At 36.8% G+C, this 22,583-nt stretch carries 19 protein-coding genes; 14 read left to right on the top strand and 5 right to left on the bottom strand.

Features of this window, described 5'->3' with window-relative positions; all coding sequences use genetic code 11:
• Window positions 1-16: 16 nt before the first annotated feature.
• From D0817_RS14265 to D0817_RS14255, 3 genes are all read right to left on the bottom strand, one after another.
• Window positions 17-1,156 (bottom strand): ATP-binding protein, encoded by a 1,140-nt coding sequence (locus D0817_RS14265; protein ID WP_127339052.1) that lies wholly within the window; start codon window positions 1,154-1,156, stop codon window positions 17-19.
• 131 nt (window positions 1,157-1,287) lie between these two features.
• Window positions 1,288-2,043, bottom strand: coding sequence for an SDR family NAD(P)-dependent oxidoreductase (locus D0817_RS14260; protein ID WP_127339051.1), 756 nt, complete (start codon window positions 2,041-2,043; stop codon window positions 1,288-1,290).
• A 54-nt stretch (window positions 2,044-2,097) separates the two neighbouring features.
• Window positions 2,098-2,973: an aldo/keto reductase gene (locus D0817_RS14255; protein WP_127339050.1), complete on the bottom strand. Its 876-nt coding sequence runs from the start codon at window positions 2,971-2,973 to the stop codon at window positions 2,098-2,100.
• Between the two features lie 223 nt (window positions 2,974-3,196).
• Here D0817_RS14255 and D0817_RS14250 point away from each other — a divergent pair, with 223 nt between their 5' ends.
• The 8 genes from D0817_RS14250 to D0817_RS14215 all read left to right on the top strand — a co-directional run bounded on the left by D0817_RS14250 (window position 3,197) and on the right by D0817_RS14215 (window position 12,694).
• Complete coding sequence (locus D0817_RS14250) at window positions 3,197-4,201, top strand: AAA family ATPase (protein ID WP_007807095.1); 1,005 nt, start codon at window positions 3,197-3,199, stop codon at window positions 4,199-4,201.
• 80 nt (window positions 4,202-4,281) lie between these two features.
• Complete coding sequence (locus tag D0817_RS14245; protein ID WP_127339049.1) at window positions 4,282-5,145, top strand: DUF58 domain-containing protein; 864 nt, start codon at window positions 4,282-4,284, stop codon at window positions 5,143-5,145.
• A 145-nt stretch (window positions 5,146-5,290) separates the two neighbouring features.
• Complete coding sequence (locus D0817_RS14240) at window positions 5,291-6,922, top strand: phenylalanine--tRNA ligase subunit alpha (protein WP_127339048.1); 1,632 nt, start codon at window positions 5,291-5,293, stop codon at window positions 6,920-6,922.
• Entirely contained in the window at window positions 6,922-7,923 is a 1,002-nt protein-coding gene (locus D0817_RS14235; RefSeq protein WP_127339047.1) for a vWA domain-containing protein, read from the top strand. The genes D0817_RS14240 and D0817_RS14235 overlap by 1 nt, the downstream gene beginning before the upstream one ends.
• A gap of 137 nt (window positions 7,924-8,060) precedes the next feature.
• A complete protein-coding gene (locus D0817_RS14230; RefSeq protein ID WP_127339142.1) occupies window positions 8,061-9,095 on the top strand; it encodes a vWA domain-containing protein in 1,035 nt (344 codons plus the stop codon).
• Between the two features lie 141 nt (window positions 9,096-9,236).
• The gene (locus D0817_RS14225) at window positions 9,237-10,007 is read left to right on the top strand and encodes a tetratricopeptide repeat protein (RefSeq protein ID WP_127339046.1); all 771 of its coding nucleotides are present in this window, start codon (window positions 9,237-9,239) and stop codon (window positions 10,005-10,007) included.
• Between the two features lie 112 nt (window positions 10,008-10,119).
• Window positions 10,120-11,868 carry a BatD family protein gene (locus D0817_RS14220; RefSeq protein ID WP_127339045.1) on the top strand — a complete coding sequence of 583 codons (1,749 nt, stop codon included), beginning with the start codon at window positions 10,120-10,122 and terminating at the stop codon, window positions 11,866-11,868.
• 79 nt (window positions 11,869-11,947) lie between these two features.
• Window positions 11,948-12,694, top strand: coding sequence for a tetratricopeptide repeat protein (locus tag D0817_RS14215; protein ID WP_127339044.1), 747 nt, complete (start codon window positions 11,948-11,950; stop codon window positions 12,692-12,694).
• 104 nt (window positions 12,695-12,798) lie between these two features.
• Here D0817_RS14215 and D0817_RS14210 read toward each other — a convergent pair whose 3' ends face one another.
• On the bottom strand, window positions 12,799-13,368 hold the full coding sequence (locus tag D0817_RS14210) for a 5-formyltetrahydrofolate cyclo-ligase (protein ID WP_127339043.1): 570 nt from the start codon (window positions 13,366-13,368) through the stop codon (window positions 12,799-12,801).
• Window positions 13,355-14,335, bottom strand: coding sequence for a succinylglutamate desuccinylase/aspartoacylase family protein (locus tag D0817_RS14205; protein WP_127339042.1), 981 nt, complete (start codon window positions 14,333-14,335; stop codon window positions 13,355-13,357). Before D0817_RS14205 ends, D0817_RS14210 begins: the two co-directional genes overlap by 14 nt.
• 136 nt (window positions 14,336-14,471) lie before the next feature.
• On the opposite strand from D0817_RS14205, the gene uvrC reads away from it, so the two are divergent.
• From uvrC to hppD, 6 genes are all read left to right on the top strand, one after another.
• Window positions 14,472-16,271, top strand: coding sequence for an excinuclease ABC subunit UvrC (uvrC, locus tag D0817_RS14200; RefSeq protein ID WP_127339041.1), 1,800 nt, complete (start codon window positions 14,472-14,474; stop codon window positions 16,269-16,271).
• 4 nt (window positions 16,272-16,275) lie between these two features.
• A complete protein-coding gene (locus D0817_RS14195) occupies window positions 16,276-16,776 on the top strand; it encodes an XAC2610-related protein (RefSeq protein ID WP_127339040.1) in 501 nt (166 codons plus the stop codon).
• Window positions 16,777-16,850: 74 nt separating this feature from the next.
• On the top strand, window positions 16,851-19,139 hold the full coding sequence (locus D0817_RS14190; RefSeq protein ID WP_127339039.1) for a patatin-like phospholipase family protein: 2,289 nt from the start codon (window positions 16,851-16,853) through the stop codon (window positions 19,137-19,139).
• 211 nt (window positions 19,140-19,350) lie between these two features.
• Window positions 19,351-20,508: a homogentisate 1,2-dioxygenase gene (locus D0817_RS14185; protein WP_127339038.1), complete on the top strand. Its 1,158-nt coding sequence runs from the start codon at window positions 19,351-19,353 to the stop codon at window positions 20,506-20,508.
• 178 nt (window positions 20,509-20,686) lie between these two features.
• On the top strand, window positions 20,687-21,049 hold the full coding sequence (locus D0817_RS14180) for a four helix bundle protein (protein WP_127339037.1): 363 nt from the start codon (window positions 20,687-20,689) through the stop codon (window positions 21,047-21,049).
• A gap of 87 nt (window positions 21,050-21,136) precedes the next feature.
• Window positions 21,137-22,297 carry a 4-hydroxyphenylpyruvate dioxygenase gene (gene hppD / locus D0817_RS14175; protein ID WP_127339141.1) on the top strand — a complete coding sequence of 387 codons (1,161 nt, stop codon included), beginning with the start codon at window positions 21,137-21,139 and terminating at the stop codon, window positions 22,295-22,297.
• The last annotated feature ends 286 nt before the right edge of the window (window positions 22,298-22,583 follow it).

Below are 22,583 nucleotides of genomic sequence, written 5' to 3'. Positions count from 1 at the left end.
TTAATTCCGGGCCTTGCTACTGAACATCGTATTTCATTTTCCTTAAAATTCGTAAGGCTTCCTTAAAAGACAAATAGACTTGCCCAAAAGGTTTTAAAAGTACTTTTGAATCTATTAATCTTTGCCTTGCATCTTCAAAACCATTCAGATAGCAAATCATAAAAGTAGACGGAAGGTTTTCCAAATCGAACATTTCGCGTTCCGAAAGCGTGAATCCTTTTTGTAATTTCTGAAGCAATGCCACATTCGAATTGTAAATATGATACAACATCCGCCTGTTGAATTCAGGTGGCTGAAAAAGCATTTTGCGGTCAATCTTATAATAACCGTTATCAAAAAACCGGATGGTTTGTTCTTCCAGAGGATAATAACTCGTTTTATCATTCAGCCCTAGCGGAACATATTCTGTAATGGTAAAGCTATCCTCATCAAAAACAATCGTAACCACATCCAGGGCCGAATAAAAAAGCTTGATTTGTTCGTTGATCAGTTCAATATCGACACGCGACAAAAAGGTTTTATCCCTGGATTTTTTAGGAACGCCCGCCCAGCAGATCACAAACAATTCTTTAAAAACATTGTACTTAGGCGACATGTCTTTGTGCCTGAAATTCATAAAATCGATCACGCCGTCCAGCGTATACTGAATACTGTTTCGGGAACTGTTTTCGATTCCAATAACCGTTTCCGTGTTTTGGTAATTTTTTTCAATCTCCCCTTCAACAGGAACCGAATTGCTGCCACGCCTCACAAAAACGCTATTGGCAAGAATGGTATGTATTCCTTTCTTAAAATACGATATTTTATTTTTGGGTTTAATGGTTACCAGACCGATCACTTTATCCTTTGGAAGATTCGGAAAAGGCACATTCTCGTACTGGATTTTAGGCGGATTTTCTAAAAAAGCATTCACCAGATTCTGAATCCGGCTGTCATCAAAGAAATCATCCCCGACAATTTCATTATCCTGATCTTCAACACCCACAACGATATAGGAATTGTTGGTAGGATTTGAATTGGATAAGGCACAAATGTGTTTCAGAAACTTTCCCTTTCCTTCACGGGTATGCAGATTCAACTGTCTTTTTTTGTCATAAAAACTGCTCTCGTCGTTATGAGCGAGTAAATTTTTTATTAAAAGACGTTTGTTGATCATTTAATTAGACTTCTTATAGGTTAGATTTTTAGACTTCTTAGACGTTGGACTTCTTAAATTTTTAGATTTAACAATTTTAAATCTCGCTGTCTAAGCCAGTCTAAAATCTAAGAAGTCCAATGTCAGATAATCTAAATATTCTTCTTGACAATTGTTGCCGAGGCTTGCGCTGTCGGATATACAATTAAATCCGCTATGTTTACATGGTATTTTCTCGAAACCACAAAATGAATAATATCCGCAATATCTTCCGCTTGTAAAGCGTCCCAACCTTTATAAACATTCGACGCTCTATCTGCATCGCCTTTAAAACGAACTTCACTAAATTCGGTTTCAACCATTCCCGGATGAATTGCTCCTACTCTAATTCCGTATGGATTTAAGTCCATTCGCATTCCGTTGTTAATAGCATCAACAGCATGTTTTGAGGCGCAATAAACATTTCCATTCGGATAAACTTCTTTACCCGCAATAGAACCAATATTGATAATGTGTCCCGCTTTTCTTTCGATCATTTGTGGAATAATAGCCTTTGAAACATACAAAAGTCCTTTCACATTAATATCGATCATAGCATCCCAATCGTCAGTATTTCCATTTTGAATTGGATCCAGACCATGGGCATTTCCGGCATTATTAATTAAAACATCAATTTGCGAAAATTCTGTTGGCAATGAGTGTATAGTTGAAAAAACTGTCTCTTTATCACGAACATCAAAAGAAAGCGAATGGACTTCCGTAAAAACCGAAAGTTCTTTTTCAAGTTCTGCCAAACGTTCTTTACGTCTTCCGCAAAGGATAATTTTATAGTTATTTTTTGCCATTATTTGCGCGGTTGCTTTTCCAATCCCGCTGGTGGCCCCAGTAATTAAAACTGTTTTTTTCATGTTGATTTTTTATTTTTTTTCACACCAATAGAAGCTGAATACATACACTGAAAACTAGGCTACGTCGTCGCCCATACTTTCTGTCCAGATGGCAAACCAGTCTTCTTTATCCATTTCAAGTTCGACTGCTTTCATCAGGGATTGAATTCTGGCAACATTTACTGTTCCGGCGATCGGAATAACTTTTGCCGGATGTTTCAGAATCCAGGAAAGTAAAAGGGTATCCGAACCGAAATGGTATTTTTCTACTAAGGTCGAAAGCAATTTTTTCAGACGACGTGTTTTCTTTGTATCCTCTCTAAAGACAGTCCCAAGCGGATTCCATGACAATGGTCGTATTCCGTGAGTTTGCATATAATCCAGACTTCCGTCCGTCATGGGCTCAAAATGAGTTGCCGAAAACTGAACCTGATTGTAACTTACTTCTGTTTTCTGGCGAATTAATTCCGTTTGGGAATTCGTAAAATTAGATAGTCCAAAATCTATAATTTTCCCTTCTGCTTTTAATTTTTCAACCGCTTCAGCAATTTCATCAGCCTGCATCAGCGGACTTGGCCTGTGCAGTAAAAAAACATCCACGTAATCTGTTTTTAATTTTTTTAATGATTCTTCAACAGACCATACAATATATTCTTTGGAATAGTCATAATATTTAATTTTGTTCTCCGGACGATTTTCAGCAATCATCTGGATGCCGCATTTGGTGATAAGCTGTAATTTTTCGCGTGCAATTTTACTGTTGTGAAAAGCTTTTCCAAAGTCGGCTTCTGTGGTATAAGATCCGTAAATATCGGCGTGATCAAAAGTGGTGATTTTATTTTCGATACAGATTTGTATCATGTTTTCCATTTCTTTAGGTGTTAGGTTTTTATCCCATACTCCCCAATTCATAGTGCCCGAAATTATAGGCGATAATGTTGTTTTGCTCATGGTATTATTGCGTTATTTTTGGTATTAAATATGCTTTTCTAAAGCATAATCACCAAAGTTCTTAAAAATATAAAAATAGATTCACAATTCGTCCTTAAAATTAGGTCATTGGTCGAAGTTTTAACCATTCTTTAACATCTTACTTCTCAAAAAATATTCAATTTGCACTCTCAAAAGTTAGGCACATAAATCAACGTCTTAAAAAGGTTTTAAAAATATTTATATGGAAGAAAATACAACGACTTTAGACATTAGAGCGATAAATGAAAAAATTGAAAGAGAAAGTGCTTTTATAGACCTTCTTACAATGGAAATGAACAAAGTTATTGTGGGCCAGAAACACATGGTCGAGCGTTTATTAATTGGTCTTTTGGGACAGGGGCACATTTTACTGGAAGGTGTTCCGGGACTGGCCAAAACGTTAGCCATTAATACTTTGTCACAAGCTGTCCAGGGTTCTTTCAGCCGTATTCAGTTTACACCTGACTTATTACCTGCCGATGTAGTCGGAACAATGATTTACAACATTAAAGCAAACGAATTTTCTATTAAAAAAGGGCCAATCTTCGCCAACTTCGTCCTTGCCGATGAGATCAACCGTGCTCCGGCGAAAGTTCAGTCAGCACTTTTGGAGGCGATGCAGGAAAAACAAGTTACTATTGGCGACACTACTTTCAAACTGGACCGTCCGTTTTTGGTACTTGCTACTCAAAACCCTGTGGAGCAGGAAGGAACCTACCAGCTTCCTGAAGCTCAGGTCGATCGTTTTATGTTGAAAACAGTAATTGACTACCCAAAAATTGACGAAGAGCGTTTTGTAATTCGTCAAAACTTAAAAGGAAGTTACGAAAAAGTAAATCCGGTTGTTTCAGTGGAACAAATTCTGCGTGCGCAGGAAGCTGTCCGCGAAGTTTACATGGACGAAAAAATCGAAAAATATATCCTGGATATCATCTTTGCAACCCGTTATCCGGAAAAGTACAAACTGGCAGACTTAAAACCTCTTATTAGTTTTGGAGCATCACCACGTGGAAGTATCAATTTAGCCAATGCGGCAAAATGTTACGCTTTCATCAAACGTCGCGGTTATGTAATTCCCGAAGATGTTCGTGCTGTTGTGCATGATGTTTTACGTCACAGAGTCGGGATCACTTACGAGGCTGAAGCCGAAAACATTACTTCTGTAGACATTATCAACAAAATCGTAAACGAGATTGAAGTACCTTAAAAATTTGTTTAATGTTTCAGGTTTCAGGTTGTTGTAAAGCAAACCTGAAACCTGAAACTTTTAAACTTTAAACAAATCAAATGGATACAAAAGAGCTTTTAAAAAAAGTACGGAAAATAGAGATCAAAACCAAAAGGCTGAGTAATCATATCTTTTCGGGAGAATACCACTCTTCTTTTAAAGGACGTGGAATGACTTTTAGCGAAGTGCGTCAATACCAGTACGGCGACGATATCCGTAACATCGACTGGAATGTGACTGCCCGTTATAACGAAGCGCACGTAAAAGTTTTTGAAGAAGAACGAGAGCTAACCATGGTTTTAATGGTTGACATTTCGGGTTCTGAAGGTTTTGGATCAAAGAGTCAGTTTAAAAAAGACATCGTAACCGAAATAGCGGCAACGATGGCTTTTTCGGCTACACAAAATAACGACAAGATTGGTTTAATCCTTTTTTCAGATAACGTCGAATTGTATATTCCGCCCAAAAAAGGACGTTCGCATGTTTTGAGAATCATTCGCGAATTGATCGAATTTGAACCGAAAAGTCAGAAAACGGATGTTGGAGCTGCTTTAAAATTTTTATCAGGAACTCAGAAAAAGAAAGCGATTGTTTTTGTAATTTCTGATTTCATGTCTGAAAATTACGAGCAGACTTTAAAAATTGCTTCCAAAAAACACGACATTACCGGTGTTCGTGTTTACGACATCCGCGAAGAAAAAATCCCGAATTTAGGAATGGTCAGCATGCTTGACGCAGAAACCGGAAAGGTGCAATTGGTGGACACCGGATCAAAATCGGTGCGAATGAATTACGAAAAGCATTATCAGGAAAGAGTCAATTATTTCAAAGATATTTTCAGCAAATCCGGAGCTGGTGTCGTAAATACAAGAGTCGACGAAAATTACGTAACCAAATTGCTGGGGTATTTCAAGTCAAGATAATTTTAGATTATCCGGCTTCTTAGATTGTTAGAATATTAGATTTTAAAATATAAATATCCAAAATAAAATCCGCTTCAATCTGTGTCATCCGCGTACCATTTTTAAGCAATCATTTTAGAATAAAATCTGAAATTAAAAAAATCAAATGAAATTAAAGTTTTACATCTTTTTATTTTTACTTTCCTCTGCTATTTTTGCCCAGCAAAAACAAGTGGAGACGAGCATTGATACCACAAAAAACAAAATTGGGGCTGAGTTTAAACTGACACTGAAAATGGTGGTAAGTTCGAAATCTAAAGTTGTTTTTCCTCAACTAAAAACCATTGGTCCGCTTGAAGTAATTCAATCGTACCCAGTTGATACGGTTAAGAAAAATGACACTTACGAATTGATCAAAAAATACGGTTTAACACAATTTGATTCCGGAAAATATACCATTCCGGGTATTAAGATTCTGATTGACAAAAAACCTTTTTTATCTGATTCTATCCGTGTTGAAGTGGCCAATGTAAAAGTGGATACTTTACAGCAAAAAATGTACGACATCAAAGACATCACTGCCGGAGACAATGGCATTAGCGATTGGTGGCTTTACCTATTACTTGCTGTTGTTGTTATCGGATTTGGTGCTTTTGTATATTGGTTTGTAAAAAAACGCCAACAAAAGAAAATTGAAGAAGAAGTTTATAAAACACCTATCGAAAAAGCGACCAGCTTACTGAACAACCTGGAACAAAAAGAACTGGTTCAGAAAGGTGAAATTAAAGAATATTACAGTGAATTAACGGATATTGCCCGTAATTATATCGAAGAAGCGATTCACATTCCGGCAATGGAAAGCACCACTTCCGAATTGATACAGGCCATCAGAACGGCTTCTACCAAAAAGAAAATGGCGTTAACACCGGAAACCGTTGAAAACCTAGAGCGCGTTTTACGTCAGGCCGATTTAGTAAAATTTGCAAAATCAAAACCTTTGGATTTCGAAATTACGGATGACCGGAATAAAATCCAAAAAGTAATCTTAACGCTTGATAATGCGATTCCGACAGAAGTTCCGAACGAAGAAGACGAATTGCTGAATGAGGCGCAAAGACAAAAACAAATCAAGATTCAGTTACGAAAAAAACGCAACAAACGCATTGCAATTGCCATAGGATCTGTTTTTCTTTTACTGGCCCTTACAACCGCGGTTTTCATTGCAAATAAAGGCTTCACTTATGTGAAAGACACTATTTTAATGAACCCGACCAAGCGACTTTTAGAAGGAGAATGGGTAAAAAACGAGTACGGAAATCCTGGTGTTTTAATTGAAACTCCAAAAGTTTTAAAACGTATGGACGCCTTAAAAGTGCTGCCAAAAGAGACAATGGCCCTGATTAAGGAAATGCAGCTTTTTACATACGGAAGCATGACAGACAATTTCTTTATCACGGTTTCTACCAGTAAATTCAAAAAACCTGTGGAGCTGGATTTAGCCAAAACTTTAGAAGGTTCTTTAAAAGTAATTGAAGCTCAGGGCGGACAAAATATAATTGTAAAACAAGAAGATTTCCAGACCAACGAAGGGGTGCAGGGATTAAAAGGCTACGGGACAATGACCGTCTTAAACCCTGTCGATAAAACAAGTGCAAAAGCATATTATGAAATTTTGCTTTTCAAACAAGATCAGGGCTTACAGCAAATCATGATTTTACATGAAGAAGGTGATTCCTATGCAAATGATATCACAACCCGAATTTTAAATTCTGTTGAACTTAGAAAAGCAAGTAACTAATGAGTAAGATAACTTTTTTAAATCCGGAATTTTTTTGGTTGTTTCTTTTAATTCCAATTGCAATCATTTGGTTTTTACTGAAACGCAACCAGCAGTCGGCTACCTTAAAAATGAGTTCAACGCAGGGTTTTAAAAATAGTGAATCACTATTGACAAAACTAAAACCGTGTTTGTATGTTTTCAGGACTATTGCTTTATCTTCTCTAATTATTGCATTAGCAAGACCAAGAACAGTAGACATCAGCAATCAGACGAAAACAACCAAAGGAATTGATATTGTCATGGCAATCGACGTTTCGGGAAGTATGCTGGCCAAGGATTTAAAGCCGAACCGTATGGAGGCTTTAAAAAGAGTAGCGGCAGATTTTGTTGAAGAAAGACCAAATGACAGGATCGGATTGGTGCTTTATGCATCAGAAGCGTATACCAAAACACCGGTTACAAGTGACAAAGCTATTATCTTGGAAGCCATTAAAGGAATTAAATACGATACCGCTTTACAGGACGGAACCGGAATTGGAATGGGACTGGCAACTGCCGTAAACCGCCTTAAAGACAGTAAAGCAAAAAGCCGCGTTATTATCCTGATGACAGATGGTGTAAACAACGCCGGTTTTATTGAACCGGAAACGGCTGCAGATATCGCAAAACAATACGGAATAAAAGTATATACCATAGGTATTGGAAGCAACGGAATGGCAGAATCGCCCTATGCTTACGCGCCAAACGGAGGATTTTTATTTAAAATGCAAAAAGTAGAAATCGACGAGCAATTGATGAAAAACATCGCACGAAAAACCGACGGAACGTATTTCAGAGCAACAAGCAATGACCGTTTAGCGCAAATTTACAACGCAATCAATAAACTGGAAACAACAGAAATCCAGGAATTGAAGTTTTATGATTACGACGAAAAATACAGAGGTTTTGTTTTACTCGCAGCATTTTTATTACTGCTGGAAATTGGTTTAAGAAATACAGTTTACAGAAGCTTCATTTGATTTTGCAAATCAAAAAAATTCAATTTTAAAATTCCAAACTCCAATTTGAATTGGATTTAAAAATTGAAGAAAAAGGCAAAAAGTTGGAATTTGGAATTTATCCCTGCAACGATGAGGATTGGAATTTTAAAAATTATATGGAATTAGACGAAAAAAAATATTTATACCTTTTATTCTTACTGCCGGTTGTGGTGTGTATTTTTCTTTTCAATATGTATTGGAAAAGAAAAAAACAACGTGAATTCGGTGATCTGGAAATAGTAAAAAAACTGAGCCCGGAAAGTTCTGTTTTCAAACCTGTATTAAAAATATCGGTAATGCTTCTGGCGTTGGCGTGTTTAATTATCGGATTGGTGAATCCGAAGATTGGAACCAAAATGGAAACCGTAAAACGCGAAGGTATTGACATTGTTTTTGCCGTTGACGTTTCTAAAAGTATGCTGGCAGAAGATGTGGCACCAAGCCGATTGGATAAAAGTAAGCAATTGGTTTCGCAGATTATCAACAACCTTGGAAGCGACAGAATCGGAATTGTGGCCTATGCCGGCAGCGCTTTCCCTGTTTTGCCCATTACAACAGATTACAGTGTTGCCAAAATGTTCCTGCAAAGCATGACTCCTGATATGGTTTCTTCTCAGGGAACTTCACTTGACGAGGCGATCCGGTTATCTTCTACTTATTTTGATGAAAAAAGCAAAACCAGTAAATTACTGATTCTGATTTCTGACGGGGAAGATCACTCTGAAGGAGCTTCTGCTGCTGCCGAAGAAGCCAATAAACTGGGAATGAAAATCATCACCATTGGTGTTGGAACTGAAAAGGGAGCGACAATTCCGCTGAAGGAAAATGGCGTTGTCAGAAGTTACCAAAAAGATCAAAACGGAACAACGGTTATTACCAGACTAAACCAGGAAGGATTAAAAACCATCGCAAAAGCTACAAAAGGCGGTTATGTATATGGCGGAAATACCAAAGAAGTTTTAGAATATGTAAAAAATGCCCTGAACAACATTCAGAAAACCGAATTTGAAGCCACGCAAATGGCCGATTTTCAGTCGCAGTTTCAATGGTTCATCGGCTTTGCATTCCTGTTATTGTTTTTGGACATTTTCCTTTTAGAAAGAAAAACAAGCTGGATAAAACAGTTGAATTTATTTAACGAAAAGAAATAATACCGTTGTCGGTCAATTAAACGAATTCTTCTCCGGAATAAAGCGTTTTAATTATTTCCCTTTTTGAAAAATTCAAATAAAAAACAACCTGATTAGTGATAATTGGTGTCATTCGTGGCAAATAAAAAATAAAAAATTAGAATGAAAAATTTACTTCTTTATATTTTACTAACGTTTTCCTTAGCCGTTTCAGCTCAGGAGAAAGACAAGACATTGCCTGATGCCAATGAAGAATATAAGCAGAATAAATTTGTTGATGCTGAAGCAAATTACAGGATTTCTGAATCTAAATTTCCAAGACGCGGTGTTGCTTCTTATAATTTAGGAAATACCATTTACAGGCAAAACCAGGCTTCTGAAGCGAAACTGGCTTACGCTAAAGCAATAAAAAATGCTAAAACCAGACCTGACAAACATAAAGCCTATCATAATTTAGGAAATGTTTTCATGAAAGAGAAAGATTATACGCAAGCGGTAGAAGCTTACAAACAAGCGCTGCGTAATGACCCCACTGATGATGAAACGCGTTACAACTATGCATACGCCAAACAAAAACTAAAAGAAAATCCTCCGAAAAACGATAAAAACAAAGACAAGAATAAGGATAAAGACAAAGATAAAAATAAAGATAAGGACAAGGATAAAGATAAAAACAAGGATAAGGACAAAGACAAAGATAAAAAAGACGACAAAGGCGACAAAGACAAGGATAAGAAAGACGGTAAAAACGATCCGAAGAAAGATGACAAATCAGACAATAAAGGAGAGCCAAAACCAATGCCGGGAGGAATTTCAAAAGAACGTGTTCAGAATTTATTAGATGCCGTCAATAACGAAGAAAAGAAAATTCAGGATAAAGTTAACGCACAAAAAGTAAAGGGAAATCCTAAAAAAACAGAAAAAGACTGGTAGTTCTTTTTGGTTTAATCGTTTAAACCGTTCATTTGCCTAATCGATACCATCCATTAGACAAAAGGGCGAATAAACGATAAAACAGTTAAACAAACAACGATTAAACAACAAAATGAAGAGATATTTAATTCTATTACTATTCACTTTTCAGGGGCTTATGGCTCAGGTTCAATTTGAAGCCAAAGTAACTAAAACTACCCTTGGGGTAAATGAAAGACTTCGAATTGACTTTATCATGAATGTTGATGGAGATAATTTTGAACAGCCTGCATTTGAAGGATTCAGGGTTGTGGCAGGACCAAGTCAGCAGGTGAGTCAATCCTGGATAAACGGGCGCAGTTCTTTTCAGAAAGCATACTCTTATATTTTACAGCCTGTACAAAAAGGAACTGTTACGATCAGACAGGCCTCTATAGAATTTAACGGCCAGGTCTACAAAACAGCTCCTATACGAATTGTGGTTACCAATGCTGTTGCCCAGGAAAGAGATCCTAATGACAGACCACAGGGAGCCGGAAGTGAGACACTGGATCTTGTTGCAGAAATTTCGAAAACCAACCCGTACCTGAATGAACCTATTACAGCGGTTTATAAATTATATTTTAATAATATTGGCGTAACCGGTTTTAAAGAACTGGCAAAACCAAAATACAATGATTTCTGGAATCAAAATATCGATATCAGACAGTTGGTAACAGAAGAAGGAACTCATAATGGCCAAAGATGCTATTTTGTAATCCTGAAAAAAACTATTTTATATCCTCAGAAATCAGGAAAACTAACCATTGAGCCACTTTCATTAGATATTGGGGTACAATTACCGACCAACCGTCGCGACATGTTTGGTCAGATGATATTATCGGAGGACAACAAAATCGTTTCGGCCGGGGCTAAAACAATCAATGTAAAACCACTCCCTGAGACTGGCAAACCGGAAGGTTTCAGTGGTGCGGTAGGTAAATTCAATTTTACCGTTACGCCTTCTAAAACGACACTGAAAAACGGGGAAAGTCTGGACTTATTCATCAGTGCTACGGGATCCGGAAACATGAAATTATTTACGTTGCCAAAACCGGTGGTGCCAAACGCATTGGAAATGTACGATCCGGTACATGACGAAAAAGTAACGACTTCACTGGCGGGAATGTCCGGAAGAATTTCAGACAAGTATACTATTATTCCGCAGTACAAAGGAAAATATGCCATAAAGCCAATGCAGTTTTCTTATTTCGATCTGAGTACAGGTTCTTACAAAACCATTACTTCCAAAGAAATTATGGTTGATGTTTTAGATGGTCCAATGCCGGCTGAAGCAAATACGTCTGCAAACGCATCAAAAAATGTGATAGCAAAAACAGAACAATTCAAATATATCAGAACCAAAACGACATTGGTTTCGATAGCTAAAAATGATTTTTACGGCTCTAATCTGTATTACGGATTGTTGTTACTTCCTTTTATAATTCTGCCAATTATTATTCTGGCTAAGAAGAAAAAAGAAGCAATTGACAGCGATGTGACCGGAAACAGAATCAGAATGAACAATAAACTGGCCAAGAAATATTTATCTGAAGCGAAAAAACAGCTTAACAATAAAGAGCCTTTTTACATTGCACTGGAAAAAGCGATGCATAATTTCCTGAAAGCAAAATTGCATATTGAAACTTCAGAAATGAGCAAAGACAATATTCGTGAATTGTTATTATCCAGAAATGCCAATCCTGAAACCGTTCAGAGTTTTATCGATTTAACTGAAAACTGTGAGTTTGCCCGTTATGCTCCGGCATCTAGTGCGTCAATTCAGCAGGACTATGACAAAGCTGTTCTGATTATTTCGGAATTGGAAAAGCAGATTATCTAACCGCAAAGTTCGCTAAGAAACTGATCTGTCTTTTGCTGAATTAAAGTTCGCAAAGTTAAAAATTTTACAAACCAGGAAAATGAAAAATATACTATATCTCTTTTTATTAATCTCTCAGGTTTTCTTTGCTCAGAGCAGCTTTGAAAAAGGGAATGATTTCTACCAAAATGGAAAATACCAGCAGGCTATTGCCGAATATGAAAATATCATTAAAGAAGACCAACAGCAATCAGCAGAGCTCTATTACAATCTGGGAAATTGTTACTATAAACTCAATAAGGTTGCCCCTTCCATATACAATTACGAGAAAGCCCTGGTTTTAAAACCTGGTGATCCGCAAACTTTAAACAATTTAAAATTCGCCAAAAAACTGACGATTGATGAAATAAAAGAAGTACCAAAAGTTGGTTTTGCCAAACTGATCCAGAACTTCACGGGAATTTTTGACTATAATACCTGGGCAAAAATTTCTGTTGCCATTTCTTTTGTTTTTTTACTGAGCTTTATTGGCTATTATTTCTCGCAGCGTACAATTACTAAAAGAATTTACTTCATCGGAATGTTTGTTCTTTTGTTAGTGCTGCTTTTAAGTGTTGCTGCCGGAATGTCCGAAAAAGATCATTTTGATAACGATCGTCCGGCCATTGTTTTTGCTGAAATCAGCGAAATGCGAAGTGAACCGCAAAAAGCAGGTTCAGCGATTATTTTATTACATGAAGGTGCAAAAGTCTACGTTACAGAAACCTTAGGACAATGGAAAAAAATTGAATTGACAGACGGCACTGAAGGCTGGATTGACGGGTCGACTATTAAAGAAGTAAAATAAAAAGATTATCTTTTAAAATTACAAAACCCAAATTCCAAATTCCAATTCTGGATTTTGGAATTTGGATTTTGTTTTTTTTGGAATTTGAAACTTCGGATTTAAAATCAAAACGAATACGTTTTTTCAGGCGTCACACAATAATCCAGTTTTATATCTAATTCAAAAACATCTTCAATCTGGCTTTCCCCTTCAAAAAAAGAAAGACCTATTTTGATGGTTTCCGGTTTGCATTCTGCTAAGAATTTATCATAGAAACCTTTTCCGTAACCCACACGATTTCCCAACAGGTCAAAAGCTAAAAGCGGTACAAAAACAACTTCAATCATTTCTGAAGCAACCGGTAATCCGTTTACGGGTTCTGGAATATTATATTCGTTTTTCTTTATTTTAGTATTGTCTGTCAGTAAAAAATGGGACATACCGCGGGTTTCAAAGTCACTTTTAGAAACCACAATTTCCTTATCCTTTCCTGAAAGCAAATGCAGGATATATTCGGTATTGATTTCTTTTTGCTCTTCAATGGGAAGAAAAACATGATAATACGTTTTATTCCAAATTGGGAGTTGTAGTAAATTATTGGCTACAGCAAGGCTCTTTTCTTCGATCTCATCGGAAGAAAGTGCTTTCCTGAGATTTTTGTAGTGTACTCGTAGTTCTTTTTTATTCGTCGGCATTTTCAGGGGCATTTTTAGACATATGATAAATCGCATCTCCTTCATAAACGATAGGCGAATGATTGGCATTGATCACAAAACCATCGTGCGGGGCTTTTACTTTTTGTTCAAATTTACCAAACGGATCCGTAATTATGGCCAGAATAGTCCCTTTGGTCACAAATCGGCTGATCATATTAAAGTCATGCAATAAACCGGAACATTTTGCCCTTAGCCAAACCGAGTTTTTAATATAGATCGACGGATCTTCTGCTTGCTCGACAATCTGTTTCGGGTCAAGCATATCAAGATAATTCAACAAACGCTTTACTCCCAAAACGGCTTCATTTGCAATCTCGTTGTTAATATCCAATGATTTTCCTCCCTCAAAAAGCAGCATTTTTACGTTTGCTTTTTCAGATGTATTTCTAAAAGAGCCATTAATATTTTTAGAATATAATGTAAACGGGGCATTAAAAACATCCGCCAAAAGTTTCAGTTCCGGATTATTTTCGGTAATTCTGATCTGAGGGGCATTAAATCTGCTCGCACCGCCGGCATGAAAATCGACTGCATAATCTAAAATTGGCAGGATTTCGGCAACAATATGAAAAGCAAAACGGCTTGCGAGGGAACCTTTTTTGCTTCCGGGAAAGACACGGTTCAAATCTCTTCCGTCCGGAAACTCCCTGGATTTATTTACAAAACCATAAATATTAATAATCGGAATACAGATAATGGTTCCCCGGGTTGGCCTGTTGATTTTTTTGCTAATAAGCTGACGTACAATCTCAATTCCGTTTATTTCGTCTCCGTGAATTCCTGCTGAGAACAAAACTACCGGGCCTTCTGCTTTGGAGCGACGCACAATAACTGGAATATTAAGCTTCGTAGTGGTATGCAATCTGGCAATTTCAACGTTTATGGTTCTATTTTCTCCCGGCAAAATCGATTCGCCAAAAATAATCATGGGTTTGTTATTTTTCATATAGAATTATAAAATCTAAATATAGAAATTATTCTTTTGATTTCGTAAATTTGAAACTAAATCACTGTTAAGCTTATCAGCAAAACCAGAATCGTTTTCAAAAAAGCTTTTTCAGTCTCTTCAGAAACAAAACAGAATGTCAAAACCGTCTTTAGAACTCCAAATTCAAACCTTGCCGGACAATCCCGGTGTGTATCAATATTATGATAAAGACGACAAAATATTGTATGTCGGAAAGGCAAAAAACTTAAAAAAAAGAGTTTCTTCCTATTTTAATAAAGTTCATGACACGAGAAAAACAAATGTTCTCGTCAGGAAAATCGTCACCATAAAACACATTGTTGTTCCTACTGAAAGCGATGCACTTTTACTGGAAAACAACTTAATCAAAACATTGCAGCCGCGCTATAATGTATTATTGCGTGACGATAAAAGTTATCCGTGGATCTGTATTAAAAGAGAACCTTTTTCAAGAATATTTTCAACGCGCAGGATGGTTAAAGACGGGTCGGAATATTTCGGCCCCTATACCAGTTTCAAAACCGTGCATACCATTCTGGATTTAATCAAAGAATTGTATCCGCTTCGTACGTGTAATTACGATTTAAGCCAGTCCAATATCAATTCAGGAAAATTTAAAGTTTGCCTCGAATATCATATCGGGAATTGCAAAGGGCCTTGCGAAGGTTTGGAATCCCTGGAAGATTATCAGAAACAAGTCGATGCGATCCGCGAAATCCTGAAAGGAAATTTCAAGGAAAGCATGAAAGACTTCAAACGTTTAATGAATAAATATGCTCAGGATTTACATTTTGAAGAAGCCCAGAAAATAAAAGAAAAGATTGAAGTCCTCGAAAACTATCAGTCGCGATCCACTATTGTAAATCCAAAAATTACCAATATCGACGTATTTTCGATCGTGTCGGATGAAAGCGCGGCCTACGTCAACTTTCTGCAGATTTCACACGGATCAATTATACGTTCGCATACTTTAGAAATAAAGAAAAAACTGGACGAAAGCGATGAAGAATTACTCGAACTTGCGATCATCGAGCTTCGGGAACGTTTTCATTTATTGTCAAAAGAAATTATTGTTCCGTTTGAGATTGATCTCGGAGAAAACATCAAAACAACAGTTCCGCAGCTTGGGGACAAAAAACAGATACTGGATTTATCGATCCGAAACGCCAAATTTTACCGAATAGAGCAACTCAAACAATTGCAGATTGTAGATCCCGACCGCCATACCAATCGCATTATGGCGCAAATGCAAAAAGATTTGCGACTGCCGGTTGAGCCACGCCATATAGAATGTTTTGACAACTCGAACATTCAGGGGACAAATCCTGTTGCGGCCTGTGTTGTTTTTAAAGACGGAAAAGCCAGCAAAAAAGATTATCGCCATTTTAACGTAAAAACAGTCGAAGGCCCGGATGATTTTGCGTCGATGACTGAAATTGTTTATCGCCGTTACAAACGATTATTAGACGAAAAAGAACCTTTGCCGCAGCTTATCATTATTGACGGTGGAAAGGGACAATTATCTGCTGCCTTAAAAAGTATAGACGAACTGGGGCTGCGTGGTAAAATTGCCATCATCGGAATCGCAAAACGCCTTGAAGAGCTATTTTATCCCGGAGATTCGATTCCGTTATACCTCGATAAAAAATCAGAAACCTTAAAAGTAATCCAGCAATTGCGAAATGAAGCCCACCGATTTGGTATTACTTTTCATCGCGATAAACGCAGCAAGGCAGCACTAAATTCCTCTGTAGAAAGCATTCCCGGAATTGGAGAAAAGACGATGCTTATTTTAATACAACATTTCAAAAGTGTGAAAAGACTAAAACTGGCATCCGAAAAAGAAATAGCCGATGTCGTTGGCCCATCGAAAGCAAAAAAAATTGTCACTTTTTACCATAACAGTCAATCCTAATCAGATGAGAGTATTTTATTTAAGCCTTGTCACATTTTTTTCACTCCACTGTTACAGCCAAAAGAATATTGAATTCTCTCAAAAAGACAAAACACAGCTAAAAATTAAGGTACGCAATGATTTTGAAAAACTGGAGATCACCAATTCCAAAAATAAGCAAACCCAAATTATAGATCATCTCGGAACCTCCATTACAGGTAAGGAGACGCATTTTGTAACAGAAGATTACAATTTTGACGGTTACAAAGATTTTGCAGCCTACAGAACAGATGACGGAATGGGCGTTTACACGATCTATCAGATCTTTATTTACAACCCCGTAAACCGATTATTCAGCGAATTAAAAATACCTGCAAACTCTAGTCCCGAATGCGATGAATTTTGCGATGTTCAAATAAATAAAAAAACAAAAACACTTCAATCCAGTTGTCGCGGCGGTGCCAGATGGCATACTGATAGCTGGAAATTTGACAAAAACAAAAATCTGATCTTATTAAAGAAATAATGTTATTAAAAACAAAATTGACCCGTATAGTTCAATAATATTTCCGACTTTTACAAAACAAACCAGCTATTTTTATGAGCCTTATTCAGCTGTCCTTTAAAGATATACAATCAAAAGGATTTTTTCTCTCCAAGTTTTCTATTTCCACCTGGGGCTTAAACGCATATGTTGTACTATTTGCTGTACTATTCTCACTAAATTCTTTTTCACAAAATAAAAAACAAGACAGTGTCAGGAGGCCAAAAATCGGTTTGGTTTTAAGTGGCGGAGGCGCTAAAGGATTTGCCCATATTGGTGTCCTGAAAGTTTTGGAAGAAGCCGGAATAAAAATAGACTATATCGGCGGGACCAGCATGGGATCCGTTATTGGCGGACTTTACGCATCGGGCTACAATGCTTCGCAGATTGATTCAATTTTTAAAAAAACCAATTTTGACGAATTAATAAACGATTACATTCCGCGTTCCTCAAAAAACTTTTACGGCAAAAAAAATGATGAGCTGTATGCTATTGTTTTGCCTTTTAGTAATTTCAGAATTGGTATTCCGGAAGCCCTTTCCAAAGGAATGTACAATTATAATTTATTGAGCAGCCTGACCCGAAATGTACGTCATGTTCGGGATTTCAATAAATTACCAACTCCGTTTTTGTGTATTGGAACCAATATAGAAACAGGAGAAGAAGTTTTGCTTAATAAAGGCAATCTCGTTCAGGCCATGATGGCGAGTGCTGCTTTCCCGTCGTTGTTTACTCCCGTAGAAATTGACGGAAAATTGCTGGTTGATGGCGGTGTTGTAAACAATTATCCGATAAAAGAAGTTCGGAACCTTGGTGCCGATATCATCATTGGTGTCGATGTACAGGATGATTTATTAAATCGAAAAGGGCTTAAAAATGCTACCCGGATATTGGTGCAGATCACCAATCTGCAGTCGATTGACAAAATGAAAAGCAAGATAAAAGATACTGATGTTTACATAAAACCGGACATTCGTGACTACGGTGTCATTTCATTTGATAAAGGAGAAGAGATAATCCGAAAAGGTGAAGAAGCCGCCTTTGCTGTGTATGAGAAAATCAAATCACTGACAGATGAAGATCATTTTTACAAAAAACCGAAATTAAAAATAAGCACGGATACCATCGGGATTAAAAAAATAAACAGCGATCCGCTAGATAATTATACCCGTGAATATATTCGCGGTAAACTTCGTTTTAAACCCGGAAGTACTATAACCTACGAGGACCTGAAAACCGGAATAAACAATCTGAACGCTACACAAAACTTTAGCACCATATCTTATTGCCTGCAGCCTGATGGGCAACAGGATAATCTGGACCTTGTATTACGGGAGAATCCAACACAGACTTTTTTAAAACTCGGACTGCATTATGACGGGCTTTACAAAAGCGGAATTTTATTAAACCTGACGCATAAAAAAACTTTCTTAAAAAACGACATTACCTCGCTTGATATTATTTTAGGGGATAATTTCAGATACGATTTCAATTACTATGTAGAAAACGGTTTTAATATCAGCTTTGGATTTCAGTCCAAATTAAGTAAGTTTAACCGTAATGTTACCACGAACATCAGTAATTTAGAGCCTGAAAATTTAAACCTTATAAATGTTGACTTTTTAGATTTGACCAATCAGGCCTATTTCCAGACTATTTTTGTACAAAAATTTCTTATGGGCGGCGGTCTCGAATACAAATTCCTGAAAATAGATTCCCCAACACTATCCAACGAGGAGAACATTCTTGAGAGAAGCAGCTATTTCAGCGTTTTTGGTTATTTAAAATACGATTCGTTCGACAGCAAAAGTTTTCCGCGTTCGGGATTGTATTTTTCATCCGGTTTACAAACCTATCTGGCTTCGTCGGATTACACCAAGCAGTTCAGGCCTTTCTCCGTTGCGAAGGCTGAAATTGCATTTGCAAACAAACTTTTCAGAAGGGCAACATTCAAAATTGGAGCCGACGCAGGATTTAATATTGGCAGCGACAGCGTTCCGTTTTTTGATTTTCTGCTTGGAGGGTATGGTTACAGTAAAATAAATAACTTCAATTATTTTTACGGATACGACTTCCTGAGTATTGCCGGAAACAGCTATATTAAATCAGACATTACACTGGATTATGAAATTTTCAAAAAAAATCACGTTAACATATCTGCTAATTACGCCAATCTGGGGGATGACATTTTTACCACAGTAGACTGGATCTCAATGCCTAAATATTCAGGCTATGCCGTAGGTTACGGACTGGAAACCATTATTGGGCCAATTGAGGTAAAACATTCCTGGTCTCCGGAAATGTCAAAAAGTTTTACCTGGTTTAGTATCGGATTTTTATTTTAATTTGTAATTTAAATCAATAAAAATTACGACATTTGTTATAATGAAAACAAAATGGACAGGTTTATTGGAGTATCTTCAATTTCTCATTAAGAGAAACCCGGAGTAATGCTTTCGAATTGAATAATTAGCCAACTTAGAAAATGAGCTGATTATCTGTTCACAATTTACATTTTCTAATTATCTAATTTATAAATTATCTAATTGAAAAGCCATGCCATTATATCATAAACTTGGAGATTTTCCTCAAAAAAGACACACCCAGTTCGAGAAACCAAACGGAGGTTTTTATTACGAACAATTATTCGGAACCGAAGGTTTTCACGGACATTCCTCATTGTCCTATCATGTTCACAGACCTACGCAGGTTAAGGAAATTATAAACTCCTATTCGGTTGAGCCTAAAATCGCAATCGGAAAAAATATAAAATCATTATTATTCAAAGGTTTTGAACTAAAACCGGAGAATGACTTTTTAGACAGCCGCAAAGCAATGATGGTCAACAAAGACTGTATTATTGGTTTGGCCGCGCCTAAGGAATCGCTTAGAAATTATTTCTACAAAAATGCCGATGCCGACGAAATGCTTTTCATTCATAAAGGAAAAGGAAAATTACGTACCATGCTGGGCAACATTCCTTTTGAATATGGTGATTACCTGATTATTCCCAGAGGAATTATCTACCAGATCGAATTTGAAACAGCAGAAAACAGACTCTTTTACGTCGAATCGTATTCTCCTTTTTACACGCCAAAACGGTACAAAAACCAGTCAGGTCAGCATTTAGAGCATTCTCCGTTTTGCGAGCGCGACTTTATTCTGCCAAACGAACTGGAAACGCACGATGAAAAAGGTGATTTTTTAATTAAAATCAAAAAGGAAGGAATGATTCACGAAGTAGTTTACGCGACACATCCCTTTGATGTTGTTGGCTGGGACGGCTACAATTTCCCATACGGATTCTCGATTCACAATTTCGAGCCTATCACCGGACGCGTGCATCAGCCGCCACCGGTACACCAGACTTTCGAAACGGCAACTTTTGTCGTTTGTTCGTTCTGCCCGCGCCTTTACGATTATCATCCGAAAGCGATTCCGGCACCTTATAACCATAGCAACATTGATTCAGACGAAGTCCTTTATTATGTTGACGGGGATTTTATGAGCCGTAACAATATAGAGCAGGGACATATTACTTTACATCCAAAAGGAATTCCGCATGGTCCCGCACCCGGTGCCATGGAACGCAGTATTGGTCATAAAGAAACCCAGGAATTGGCCGTGATGGTAGATACTTTCAGACCACTGATGGTTACGGAAGAAGCTATGGGATTAGATGACGGTCAATACTATAAATCCTGGACGGAGTAAGGAATTAGTCAATGTGGCAATTTGATAATTAGATAATTTATCAATTAGAAAATGTGTTAATGAGATAATTAGACAATTTATAACGAGGTTAAAAAGTAGTCCTTATATTACAAATTATTATCTTTGATGGTATAATAAATTATCTCATTAACACATTTTCTAATTATCAAATTAAAACATGACTTTCAACGAACAATACAAAGACAACGCTCTTTTAATAAAAACTTTCAACTTTGCATTAAATATCATTGATTACACAAGCGATTTACAAGAACAAAAAAAGTTTGTAATTGCAAATCAATTATTAAAAAGCGGAACATCAATCGGAGCAAATTCAAAAGAATCGCAAAATGCAGAAAGTAAAGCAGATTTCATACATAAATTAAAAATTGCAATTAAAGAAGCAGACGAAACAGAATATTGGCTGTTTCTATGCGATGCTCATAAAAGCTATCCCGATTGTAAAGATTTATTAAATGAACTATCAGAAATTTTAAAAATTTTAAATAAAATAATATCAACATCTAAGGTGAGGAATTAGAAAATTAGAAAATGTGTCAATTACAAAATTGATCCAATTAAAACATTTCAAAATTATCTCATTTTCTCATTGTCAAATTATCTAATTATTATGAAAGAAGTAAAATCAGTAGAATACGGATTAGAAAAAATCTTCGAAGGAGCACAGGATTTCCTTCCATTATTAGGAACAGATTATGTAGAATTCTATGTGGGAAATGCAAAACAATCGGCACATTATTACAAGACCGCTTTCGGATATCAGTCATTAGCCTATGCAGGTTTAGAAACCGGGGTAAGAGACAAAGCTTCCTATGTATTGAAACAGGACAAAATCAGAATTGTGCTGACTACGCCATTAACGCAGGATTCACCAATTCACGAGCATCTTAAAAAACACGGAGACGGTGTAAAAGTAGCAGCTCTTTGGGTTGAAGATGCGAGAAGCGCTTACGAAGAAACCATCAAACGCGGTGCCCGTTCTTTTATGGAGCCAACTGTAGAATCAGATGAATTTGGAGAAGTTGTTCGTTCGGGAATTTACACCTACGGAGAAACAGTTCATATTTTTGTAGAAAGAAAAAACTACAACGGTGTATTCTTACCGGGTTACAAAGAATGGAAATCAGATTACAATCCGGAGCCAACAGGATTAAAATACATTGATCACATGGTAGGAAATGTAGGCTGGAATGAAATGAACACCTGGGTAAAATTTTACGAAGAAGTTATGGGGTTTGTCAATTTCCTTTCATTTGATGACAAACAAATCAACACCGAATATTCGGCTTTGATGAGTAAGGTAATGTCTAACGGTAACGGAAGAATCAAATTTCCAATCAATGAACCGGCCGAAGGCAAGAAAAAATCACAAATTGAAGAATATCTGGATTTTTACGGAGGGCCCGGAATTCAGCATATTGCCATTGCAACCGATGATATTATCAAAACCGTTTCAGATTTAAAATCGAGAGGTGTCGAATTTTTATCCGCTCCGCCTCACACCTATTACCAGGCAATTCCTGAAAGATTAGGTGTTCACATGGACGTGATGAAAGAAGATTTAAACGAAATTGAAAAATTAGCGATCATGGTCGATGCCGACGAAGATGGTTATTTATTACAAATATTTACAAAGCCGGTTCAGGACAGACCGACATTATTCTTCGAAATTATTCAAAGAATGGGGGCAAAAGGGTTCGGTGCAGGGAACTTTAAAGCGCTTTTTGAGTCCATTGAGCGAGAACAGGAATTGAGAGGAACGCTATAAAAACGCATTATTTTTACATTATGTAGAAAAATTCTCTGTAAAACTATGCTTTTTATGCAAATGATATGTTAAACTCACTTTTTGCTATTTATTTTCTGAACTTTGTATCTATCTTTGCACTCGCAAATCAGGAAGGGGTGGTTTCCTTCCGAATTGATATAAATTTCATAATTTATAGTTTTTTGGTTAGTTAATAGCATAAAAACTCAGTCATTTTTTGACTGAGTTTTTTTGTTTTAGTAACTTTTGGAATAAAATTTGTCATTATCTTTATATATATAACTGT

Origin of the sequence: Flavobacterium cupreum (assembly GCF_003996965.1) — a bacterium.
Lineage (GTDB): Bacteria > Bacteroidota > Bacteroidia > Flavobacteriales > Flavobacteriaceae > Flavobacterium > Flavobacterium cupreum.
Note: the sequence above shows the minus strand (reverse complement) of the source record. Positions and strands in the feature narration are given on the sequence as shown.